The organism is Sphingobium sp. TCM1 (genome assembly GCF_001650725.1).
Classification (GTDB): Bacteria; Pseudomonadota; Alphaproteobacteria; order Sphingomonadales; family Sphingomonadaceae; genus Sphingobium.
Genome location: NZ_LXVX01000041.1, coordinates 154,719 through 164,820 on the forward strand (window position 1 = coordinate 154,719; position 10,102 = coordinate 164,820).

Below are 10,102 nucleotides of genomic sequence, written 5' to 3' on the forward strand. Positions count from 1 at the left end.
GACGAAAGCCGACAGCGACATGGACAGCTGTACGAATCTTGACATTATTCATTAGTTAGCTATCTAATGAATATGCCCCTTTCAGAATCCAAGCGCGCGCTCGCGCACAAGATGGCGCCTGTCGCCCGCAGTTGGCGGCAGCTGGCCGACGCCGCGCTGGCGCAGTTCGGCGTGTCGAACAGCGCGGGCTGGTGCCTGATCCATATCGACCGCATCGGCCCCGATGTGCGCCAGGCGGAACTGGCCGAATCCCTCGACATCAGCCAGCCTTCGCTGGTCCGGACGCTGGACCAGTTGCAGGCGGCGGGGCTGGTCGCGCGAACGCAGCATCCGGATGACAAGCGGTCCAACGTCATCGCGCTGACCTCGGCGGGCAAGGAACTGGTCGGGCAGATCGAGACGAAGCTGGGCGCGCTGCGCGCCGACCTGCTGCGCGACGTGCCCGACGAGGCGATCGAGATCATGGTCGAAATGCTCGACCTTCTTGCCCATCGCATCGCCGAACGGCGGAGCCAGATGTGACGCTGGGCGAAAAATTCGGCCTGCCGGCCGCGCTCTTTTCCCTGAAATGCCTGGCGGCCGCCATGCTGGCGCTGTTCGTCGCCTTCAGCATCGGGCTTGAGCGCCCCTATTGGGCATTCCTGACCAGCTATATCGTCGCCCAGCCGATGGCGGGGGCCGTGATTTCCAAGGCGCTGTTCCGCATCATCGGCACCTTCGTCGGCGCCATGTTCGCCGTCGCCATCGTGCCGCCGCTGGTCAATGCGCCGGAACTGCTGTCGCTCGCGATGGCGTCCTGGCTGGGGCTGTGCGTCTTCGTCTCGCTGCTGGATCGCACGCCCCGTTCCTACATGTTCGTGCTGGCGGGCTATACCGCCTGCCTGATCGTCTTTCCCGACGTCGATACGCCCCAGGCCATCTTCACCGTCGCGTCGCTGCGGGTGCAGGAAATATCCATCGGCATCCTGTGTGGCAGCCTGGTCCATGGCGTCGTCCTGCCCGGATCGATCACGGCGGTGCTGCTGGGCCGGGTCGAGGCGATCCTTCGCGATGCGGAGCGCTGGTCGCGCGACGCGATCGCCGTCGCGCCGGTGGCGGGGCTGGACGCCGAGCGCCGCCGACTGGCGCAGGACGTCACCGAACTGCACCAGATGTCGGTCCACCTGCCCTTCGACATCAGCCGGCTGGCCCCACGCGTCCGCACCGTGCGCGCGTTGCAGGACCAGCTGTCGATGCTGCTGCCGCTGGGCGCGGCGGTGGAAGACAGGCTGGCCGAGCTGAAGGCCGCCAATGACGGCAGGGTGCCGATGCAGGTCGAGGCGCTGATAGCCGATATCCGACTGTGGCTGGAGACGCCCGCGCCCGACAATGCGACCCGCGCCACGCGGGCGCAGCAACTGATCGACCGTTGCCAGGCGCTGGAGCCGGAGGCGAACGCGGCGATGGGCTGGGGCGACATGATGCGGTTGAGCCTCTATGCCCGGCTCGCGGCGCTGGTCGCGGCGCATCGCGATTGCCGCGACCTGGCGGACCAGATGGCGACTCACAGCCGTGCCGCCGTGACGCCGCGCGTCGCGCTGCTGCTGGAAGGGCGACGCAACCGGGAACTGCATCGCGATTATGCGGGGGCGGCGCGCGGCGCGTTCGGCGCCTTCATGACCATCGCCATCGGCTGCGCCCTGTGGATCGGCAGCGGATGGAAGGATGGCGGCACGGCGGTGATGCTGGCGGGCGTGTTCCTGGCCCTGTTCGCCGCCGCCGACAATCCGCTGGCGCCGCTCAAGGGCTTCATGGTCGGGACGATCGCCGCATCCGCGCTGGGCGCGCTTTATGGCTATGCGATCATGCCCCGGCTGGACGGTTTCGCGATGCTGGCCCTGGCCTATGCGCCGGTGCTGCTGCTGCTCGGCGCGTTGATGGCCTCGCCCCGCTGGGCGGGGATCGCGCTGCCGACGCTGCTGGGCCTCGGCAGCCCGGTGCTGCTGTCCGACCGCTATGTCAGCGCCTTCGCCACCTACATCAACGGCGCGGTGGCGCAGATCGTCGGCATCTGGTTCGCGATCATCATGGCCGGCCTGCTCCAGTCGGCGGGCGTCGAGCGGGCAATCCGCCGGACGATCCGCGCGGGCTGGACCGACATCGCCAATCGCGCGACATTGATGTCGCCGCCCGACGTGCGCGGCTGGATAAACCGGATGCTGGATCGCATCGCATTGCTCGCCCCGCGCCTGGCCGCCACGCGGCGGGACAGCGGCAAGCCGCTCTACGACGCGCTGCGCGACCTGCGCACGGGCGTGGCGATCGGCGAACTGCGGCAATTGCGGCTCGACCTGCCGGTGCAGGAGGGCGGGCGGCTCGCTACTGTGTTGCAGGGGGTCGGCCGTCATTATCGCCGGCTGGACCCTGACGCACCGCAGGCCGCCGACCCGGCGCTGCTCGACGACATAGACGCGGCGATCGACGAACTGGCGGCCAATCCGCGACCGTCGATCCGGCGCGAGGCGGTGCTGGGCCTCGTCAGCCTGCGCCGTAACCTGTTCCCCGACGCGCAAGGCCATCGGAGGGCCACCGCATGACCGGAGAAATTGCCCTTGGCGGTATCTTCATCCCCACGCTCCTGCTGCTGGCGCTCGTCGCGCTGATCCTCGCCTGGGCCGTCACCCGGCTGATCGGCGCCGCCGGCCTCTACCGCTTCCTCGCCTATCGCGCGGCCGTCGATCTCAGCATCTTCGTGCTGATCCTTGGCGGCCTCGCCATCCTCGTCCCCACCCTTGGAATCCGTCTATGAATCGCCTCACTACAGTGCTGATCCGCAGCGCCGCCACCATCGCCCTCGTCGTCGCCGCGACCGCCGTCGCCGTGTGGATGTGGAATCATTATGAGGGCAGCCCCTGGACCCGCGACGGCCGGGTGCGCGCCGACGTCGTGCGGGTGACGCCCGACATCAGCGGCCTCGTCACCTCGGTCGCGGTGCGCGACAACCAGCAGGTGAAGGCGGGCGACCTGCTCTTCGTCATCGACACGCCCCGCTATTCCATGGCGCTGGAGGAGGCGAACGCCCGGATCGCCAGCGCGCAGGCGACGCTGGGGCAGGCGCGGCGCGAGGCCCGGCGCGACACGGCGCTGGGCGATCTGGTGGCGGCCGAGACGCATGAGCAGAATCTCGCCAAGGTCGAAACCGCACAGGCCGCGCTGGCCGAAGCGCTGAGCGGGCGCGATGCCGCCGCGCTGAACCTGAAGCGCACCAAGATCGTTGCGTCGGTCAATGGCGTCGTCACCAATCTGGACCTGCATCCCGGCGATTATGTCGGCGCGGGGAGCCAGGCGATGGCGCTGATCGACAGCGATTCGCTGCGCGTCGAGGGCTATTTCGAGGAAACCAAGCTGCCGCTGATCTGCATCGGCGCGCCGGTGACGGTGCGGCTGATGGGCGAGGCGCAGGATGTGCATGGCCGGGTCGAAAGCATCGCCTATGGCATCAATGACGACAGCCGCAGCAATGCGGGCAACCTGCTTCCATCGGTGGAACCGACCTTCTCCTGGGTGCGGCTGGCCCAGCGTATCCCTGTGCGCGTGAAGCTGGAGAAGGTGCCGGAGGGGTTGCGCCTGATTTCCGGCCGCACCGCGACCGTGACGGTGCAGCCGGCGGCCAGGGATGGCAAGCCGGGGGATTGCCGTCATGGGTAAGCGCGTCTGGGCGCCGCTGCTGGCGCTGAGCCTTGCCGCCTGCGCGACCGCCGGGCCGGACTATCGCCCGCCCGAACAGTCGGCGGCGACCGCGCCGGGGGCGACGGGTGCCTTCCATTCGGCGCAAGGCGGGCAATTTTCGCAAGGCGAGCTGCCCGACCATTGGTGGCGGCTCTACGCCGATCCGCAGCTCGACACGCTGGTCGAGCAGGCGCTGGTCGCCAATGCCGACCTGCGCGCCGCCGATGCCAATCTGGAAAAGGCGCAGGCGGTGCTGCGGGAAGCGCAGGCAGGACGGGAGATCACGACATCGGTGAGTGGCGGCGAGACGATTGCGCGCGCTTCGGGCGTGTCGCAGCATCTGCCCGGTTCGGTGAGCTATGATCTGGGGCTGGCCGCCTCCTATCCGCTGGATCTCAACGGTCGGATCAAGCGCGCGATCGAGGCGAGCGGCGCCGATGTCGAAGCGGTGACCGCGGCGCGCGACTATGTGCGCGTCAGCGTGGCGGCGGCGACGGCGCAGGCCTATGCGCAGGTGTGCGCGGCCAACTACAACCTCGCGATCAACCGCAAGGTGGTGGCGTTGCAGCGCGATACGCTGGATGCGACGCGGCGGCTGGCCAAAGGCGGGCGCGGCACCGCCTTCGACGTCAGCCGCGCGCAGGCGGCGGTGGACACGAGCGAGGCGGCGCTGCCCGGCTTCGCGGCGCAGCGGCAGAATGCGCTCTATCTGCTGGCGACCCTGCTGGGTCGCGCGCCCGCCGACTATCCACGCGAAGTGGAAAGTTGCGCGGCGTTACCGATGCTGGGCCAGCCCTTGCCGGTAGGCGATGGCGCGGCGCTGATCCGGCGGCGGCCCGATATCAGGCAGGCGGAACGGACGATCGCGGGCGATACGGCACGGCTGGGCGTCGCGACGGCCGACCTCTATCCGCGGGTCAGCATCGGCGGGTCGGTGGGCCTCGCCGGACCGCTCAAGGATTTCGGATCGGGATCGGCCTTCGGCTTCAGCCTGGGGCCGCTGCTCAGCTGGAGCTTTCCCAATCGTCCCGTAGTGCGTGCGCAGATCGCGCAGGCCGATGCGCAGGTGAAGGCGGACCTTGCCGGATTCGACGCATCGGTGCTGGAGGCGCTGCGCCAGACCGAGACGGCGCTGGAAAGCTATCGCCGCAATGCCGAGCAGGCCGCTGCGCTGGACAGGGCGCGCGACAGCGCGGGCGTATCGGCGGGGCAGGCAGGCAAGCTGTTCCGTTTCGGGCGGGGAGATTTTCTTTCGCTGCTCGATGCGCAGCGCAGCCTGGCGAGCGCGGAGGCTTCCGCCGCCGCCGCGCGAGCGCAACTGGTGCAGGACCAGATCGCGATCTTCCTCGCGCTGGGCGGGGGATGGTCTTCAGGCGATCCGGTCGATGAGGGCGCGGGGGACGCGCAGTAGCGATCCGTGGCGCGCGCCCGCCGGCAGGGCGAGGCGCGCGCTCACATCTTCCCATGTCGCCATGTCGCGGGTCATCGCCGCGCCCCAGCGGCCTTCCTTGTAGACGTCATAATAGCAGATCAGCGCGTCGCCGACCTGCGCCGTCATCGGCCCTTCGACCCATGGGGGAGAGAAAGGTTTGGATAGCGGGCCGAAGGGGCCGGTGGGGCTGTCGGCCTTGGCGACCTGAAGCCATTTGCGGGGCGGTTCGACCGTCTCGTCCTTGACGATCAGGTAGAGTTGCTGGTCGGGGCCGCGGGCGAAGGTGCCGTCGATCACGCTGAAGCCGGGGTCGTAGAGCGGTTCGGGCGGTGAGAAGGTCTCGAAATCGGCCGTGTTGGATCGCCAGAGGCGGTGATTATAGGCGGATTCCGATGTGCCCGCCGTTTCGGTGAAGCGACCGGTGACGGTGCTGGACCAGAAAATCTGATAGTGGCCGGTGCGCGGATCGTGGATCGCTTCGGGCGCCCAGCAATTGCGGGTGCCGGGCACGGCCTGCATCACCGGGATCGCCTGTTGCGCGGACCAGTGGATCAGGTCGGCGCTGGTGGCATGGCCGATGGACACGCCTTCCCAGGCGGTGGTCCAGAGCAGGTGATAAAGTTTGCCGTCATGGAAGAGGAATGGATCGCGGAGCAGCTTCTTCTCGCCGACTTGCGGGATGAGCAGGCTGCGTCCGCCCGCCAGCGTGCGGAAGGCGAAGCCGTCGTCGCTGACGGCGAATTTCAGGCCATCGGCCTCGCCCTTCTTGCCGGTGGTGAAATAGGCGAAGAGAAGCGGATCGTAAGGGCGCGTCGAGCGGCCGGTGGCGCAGGCCGCGAGGTTCAGCCCGCCCAGGCCCAAAAAACCAAGACCAAGCGCGAAGTCGCGGCGCCTCACTGATAGTCCTTTGCCATCTGGCCGTAGAGGTCGAGCAGTGGGTTTGCGACATAGTCGCCGCCATGGCCCATGGGACCGGTCGGCTCGGGCTTGGGCGCGGGCTGTGCGGTGGCGAGGCCGCCGGGGGCTTCGGCGCTGTTGAGACCTTGCGAAATCAGGTCGGGTTTGGCCCCTTCGCCCGCATTTTTCCCGTTGAGATCGAAGATAGCCTCCTGATGGCGGATCGGTTCCCAGATGAAGGTGCCCCAGCCATGCTTGCCGGGCAGCGCGTGGACGAGGTCGTTGATATAGCGTTTGCGGCTGGAATATTCGGCGACCAGAAGACCCTTGTCGGGATAGCGCTTCACGAATTCGGTGAAGGTGGTGGCCCAGTCGCCCTGCGCGCGCTGCTGGTAGCAGGAGAAGCCGATCACGTCGAAATCGACCTTGCGGGCAACCAACGCGTCGGTCCATTCGCGCACGATCGGCCAGTGGCGGCCGAGATGATTGTGCAACTGGATGGCGATGGCGGGTTCGGCGCGGCGCGCGCCCGCTATCCCGGCGCGCAGAAGGCTGGCGAAATTGTCGAAGCCGCCGACTTCGCCCACCTTCGCATGGTTGGCGTCGGTGACGGGATTGCCGGTCGGGGTGGACAGCTTCACCCGGCCATGGGGCCAGAGGATGCCGAAGGTGGTTTCGTTGCCGATCACCGCCATGTCGACCGGCGCGCCGCCCGCGCGCATCGCGACCAGCGTGTCATGGGTGTGGGCCTCGACCGCCGTGGCGAGTTGGGGCAGGTCGTAACCGGCCCAGGCGGCGGGCACGCCCTGATGCTCCGGGTCTGCCCATGTGTCGCTATAATGGAAGCTGAGGACGAGATAGAGGCCCGCCTCGCGGATACGGCGGCCCAGTTTGATCGTCTGGTCGAGGCCCGCCCAAGCCTTGTCCGGTTCGCGTTTGGAATAGCCCTTGGCCGGATCGACGAAGATGCGCAGGCGGATGGCGTTGAAACCGGCGTCGCGCAGGATCGCGATCGGGTCTTTCCGTTCGCCCTTCACATAATAGCGGGCGCCGGCGGCCTCATCCTCCGGTACCCAGCTGATGTCCGCGCCGATGAGGAAGGGGCCGGGGCGCGCGCCCCCCGTCTTCGACGCGGCGAGGGCGGGATGGGCGAGCAGCGGCAGGGCCGCAAGGCCGAAGGTGGCGCGGCGGGTGAGGCGGGTCATGGGCGATGCTCCAGTTCGGGGACGAGGCGGAGGGTGAGGAGGCTGGCGACCTGATCGCCCTTGGGCAATTTTGCGCGCGCCTTGTCGTCCAGATAGATGGGCGCATCGGCGCGCAGCGGCAGGATGGTGAGCGTCCAGGGCTTGCCGAGGCGATTGGCGAAGCGCTTGAGGCCGATGCGCCAGACGCGCCCGTCCCAATAGGCGTCGTCCAGCATGTCCGCGCCGTCGAACAGCCGGCCGATGTCGCCGCGCCAGTCGATTTCGAGGAAGGCGTCGCCCTGTTGTACCGCGTCGGCGGGCAGGGTGAAGGTGAAGGCGGCAGCGGCCTTATGCGCTTCGGGCAGCGGCTGCATCGCCGCCTTGGCGGGACCGCCGATGATGATAGGTGGCGCTTCGCCCGCTTCGCGGGTCTGGGTGAAAGCGATGGTGGTGGAGGCCGGGCCTTTGACGGTGGCGCTGGCGGCCGGGCCGGGGAGGATGCGCCAGTCGAACCGCGCCTTGCCGCGCTGTCGCAGAACCAGTCCTTCGGGCGTGAACATCGTGTCGGCCGAGGTGAGGACGAGGCGGCGCTGGCCCCTGATGTCGCCGACCCAGAGATTTTGCGCCGATGCCGGGTCCAGCAGGAGGAGGCGTATGCGGTGGCCTTCCGGGCTGGTGATGGTCAGCAGGCGATCGGGCGAGGGTGGCACCTGCGCGATGACGCGGCCTTCCTCCGTGCGGATGGGGGCGGAGAGGCGCGTGCCGGTGGGGAAGGCGAGTTCGACCGCGCCGGGCAATGTGGCGGCGAGGATGTGGATCGGGCCGTCTTTATCTTCGATGCGGGTGACGGGCTGGGCGGTGGCCCAGCTCAACGTCACGCCGTCCATATCCATGTTGATCGGCCAGAAGAAGCTGGCGCCGGGCGCTATGGTGACGGGGCGCGAGGGCAGGGTGACGTCGCCGCCGGGCAATTGCACGGTGAAGCGCGTGCCGGGAAAAGCGGGCGTGGCATATTGGCGGACATGGTTGTTGACGAAGAGGAAGCCACTGTCGCCCTTGCTGCGGACGGCCCAGCGCAGGGTCTTGAGGTCATTCTTGTCGGCGGGGAGCGCTGTGGGCGCATGGACGGCCATGGGCGCAAGCCGTTCGCCATAGTGGCCCAGGAAATAATGGAGCGGGCGCAGCGCGGCGTTGACCGGGTTCACCTCGCCATATTGGCCGAGCGGCGCCTGGAAATCATAGCCGATGATCGGGCAGTCATTATAGCCGCCCGAGCGCTGGGTTTCTTCCAATGTACGGCCCTGCGCCAGCGGGTTCGCGCCGCCATGGAACATATAATAGCCGAGTAGATTGACGCCCGACCCGACCTGCGTGGTGACGGCGGCGGCGACGTCGGCGGGTTCGAGCAGCGGGCGGCGGCGATACATGACCGGCACGCCGCCGCCATATTCGGCGCCAAGGAAGGGGGTGTCCGCCATGTCGCTGTCGGCGTCGCCCCGGCGATTGTTGCGCGTCTGCGCGCCAAGGTCGCCGCTGACCCGGCTGTCGAAACGGAACAGATAATTTTCCTTGGGCGGCAGCGCGGTCGTCTTGGCCGACCAGGGTTCGTCGGGATAGCCGCCATGGACGGGCACGACCTCCCCCCTGGGATAGAGCGTCTGGTCCCAGCCGGTGACGGTGTAGAGCGGCACGTCATAGCCGATCTTCTGCGCCAGGGCTTTCAGCGCCGCGATATGGGCGCGGCCTTGCCCTCCGCCGTCGAGATTATATTCATTCTCGACCTGCATCCCGACGATCGGGCCGCCATCCTTCCAGAACAGTCCCTTCACCTGATCGTGCAGGCTGCGCCAGAAGCGATCGACCTGCGCCATATAGGCCGGGTCGTTGCTGCGCGGGCGGGTGCCGGCGACGATCCAGTCGGGGATGCCGCCGAAGCGCGCTTCGGCATGGCCCCATGGTCCGGGGCGCAGGAAGAAGAGCAGGCCGTGCTTCTGGCAGAGGGTGACGAAGCGGCGGATGTCGCGGTCGCCGGTCCAGTCGATGCGGTCGGGCGCCAGTTCGACATGGTTCCAGAGGATATAGGAGGCGACGATGGTGACGCCCGCCGCCTTCATCTTGAGCAGTTCTTCTTCCCAATATTGGTTGGGGAAGCGGGTGAAGTGGAATTCGCCCATGACCGGGAGCCAGGGCCGGTCGTCGCGGGTCAGATAGAGGTTGGTGATGCCGAGCGCGCCATGCGGGCCGGTGCCGCTGCCCATGTGGAGATGGCCGGATTTGAGCGGGAGGCCGGGCTTTCGGGCATCGAGGCTGAGCGGGGCGATCGGGGCGGCGCGGCCGGGAAGCGCCAGCCCCAGCGTCGCGAGGCCGGTGGCGGTGAGCGCAGTTCGCCTGTCGAGATCGGGCATCGGTCCTCCTCTACCTGTGGATGCGGGAGGGTTTGTCCCTCCTCGGGATGATCTTTCGTCCGGGCTGAGCCTGTCTCTCTTCTCCCGAAGAGAAGCAGCGGGCTTCGGCAGGCTCAGTTCGAACGGGATATGGATCGCGCGTCGGTCAGCGCGCGAGCCATCCGCCGTCGACGGCGAGGATATGGCCGTGGATATAGTTGGCGGCGGCGGAGGCGAGGAACACGGCCGCCCCGCCGATGTCGCCGGGATCGCCCCAGCGGCCGGCGGGGATGCGTTCCTGGATCTGGCGGTTGCGGGTCTCGTCGGCCTGCAAGGCGGCGGTGTTGTTGGTGGCGATATAGCCCGGCGCGATGGCGTTGACGTTGACGCCCTTTGCCGCCCACTCGTTCGCCAGCAGCCTGGTCAGGCCCGCGATGCCGCTCTTGGACGCGGTGTAGCTCGGCACGCGGATGCCGCCCTGTCTCTTATACACATCT

The 10,102-nt window shown here is 68.1% G+C and carries 9 protein-coding genes; 5 read left to right on the top strand and 4 right to left on the bottom strand.

The features are described from left to right. Window positions 1-72: 72 nt before the first annotated feature. The 5 genes from A7Q26_RS24340 to A7Q26_RS24360 are packed head-to-tail and all read left to right on the top strand — an operon-like array spanning window position 73 to window position 5,119. Window positions 73-522, top strand: coding sequence for a MarR family winged helix-turn-helix transcriptional regulator (locus tag A7Q26_RS24340; protein WP_066866002.1), 450 nt, complete (start codon window positions 73-75; stop codon window positions 520-522). Next, window positions 519-2,576 (top strand): FUSC family protein, encoded by a 2,058-nt coding sequence (locus tag A7Q26_RS24345; protein WP_066865945.1) that lies wholly within the window; start codon window positions 519-521, stop codon window positions 2,574-2,576. The genes A7Q26_RS24340 and A7Q26_RS24345 overlap by 4 nt, the downstream gene beginning before the upstream one ends. Beyond that, window positions 2,573-2,788: a DUF1656 domain-containing protein gene (locus tag A7Q26_RS24350; RefSeq protein ID WP_066865948.1), complete on the top strand. Its 216-nt coding sequence runs from the start codon at window positions 2,573-2,575 to the stop codon at window positions 2,786-2,788. The genes A7Q26_RS24345 and A7Q26_RS24350 overlap by 4 nt, the downstream gene beginning before the upstream one ends. Next, window positions 2,785-3,687 (top strand): efflux RND transporter periplasmic adaptor subunit, encoded by a 903-nt coding sequence (locus tag A7Q26_RS24355; RefSeq protein ID WP_066865951.1) that lies wholly within the window; start codon window positions 2,785-2,787, stop codon window positions 3,685-3,687. Before A7Q26_RS24350 ends, A7Q26_RS24355 begins: the two co-directional genes overlap by 4 nt. Further along, window positions 3,680-5,119: an efflux transporter outer membrane subunit gene (locus tag A7Q26_RS24360; protein ID WP_066865954.1), complete on the top strand. Its 1,440-nt coding sequence runs from the start codon at window positions 3,680-3,682 to the stop codon at window positions 5,117-5,119. The genes A7Q26_RS24355 and A7Q26_RS24360 overlap by 8 nt, the downstream gene beginning before the upstream one ends. Here the strand turns inward: A7Q26_RS24360 and A7Q26_RS24365 are convergent. From A7Q26_RS24365 to A7Q26_RS24380, 4 genes are all read right to left on the bottom strand, one after another. Further along, the gene (locus A7Q26_RS24365; RefSeq protein ID WP_066865957.1) at window positions 5,078-6,037 is read right to left on the bottom strand and encodes a glycoside hydrolase family 43 protein; all 960 of its coding nucleotides are present in this window, start codon (window positions 6,035-6,037) and stop codon (window positions 5,078-5,080) included. The genes A7Q26_RS24360 and A7Q26_RS24365 overlap by 42 nt on opposite strands. Beyond that, window positions 6,034-7,242, bottom strand: a complete 1,209-nt coding sequence (locus A7Q26_RS24370) for a glycosyl hydrolase 53 family protein (RefSeq protein ID WP_066865960.1) — start codon at window positions 7,240-7,242, stop codon at window positions 6,034-6,036. Before A7Q26_RS24370 ends, A7Q26_RS24365 begins: the two co-directional genes overlap by 4 nt. Further along, window positions 7,239-9,626 (bottom strand): beta-galactosidase, encoded by a 2,388-nt coding sequence (locus tag A7Q26_RS24375; RefSeq protein WP_066865963.1) that lies wholly within the window; start codon window positions 9,624-9,626, stop codon window positions 7,239-7,241. Before A7Q26_RS24375 ends, A7Q26_RS24370 begins: the two co-directional genes overlap by 4 nt. Window positions 9,627-9,771: 145 nt before the next feature. After that, the coding region (locus A7Q26_RS24380; RefSeq protein WP_157102681.1) for an SDR family oxidoreductase at window positions 9,772-10,102 on the bottom strand (331 nt) is incomplete at its 5' end.

Bases quoted from the DNA above. Each gene is read 5' to 3' on its own strand.
- A7Q26_RS24350 (WP_066865948.1), top strand. From the start codon at position 2,573: ATGACCGGAGAAATTGCCCTTGGCGGTATCTTCATCCCCACGCTCCTG.
- A7Q26_RS24360 (WP_066865954.1), top strand. From the start codon at position 3,680: ATGGGTAAGCGCGTCTGGGCGCCGCTGCTGGCGCTGAGCCTTGCCGCC.
- A7Q26_RS24370 (WP_066865960.1), bottom strand. From the start codon at position 7,242: ATGACCCGCCTCACCCGCCGCGCCACCTTCGGCCTTGCGGCCCTGCCG.
- A7Q26_RS24355 (WP_066865951.1), top strand. From the start codon at position 2,785: ATGAATCGCCTCACTACAGTGCTGATCCGCAGCGCCGCCACCATCGCC.
- A7Q26_RS24340 (WP_066866002.1), top strand. From the start codon at position 73: ATGCCCCTTTCAGAATCCAAGCGCGCGCTCGCGCACAAGATGGCGCCT.
- A7Q26_RS24375 (WP_066865963.1), bottom strand. From the start codon at position 9,626: ATGCCCGATCTCGACAGGCGAACTGCGCTCACCGCCACCGGCCTCGCG.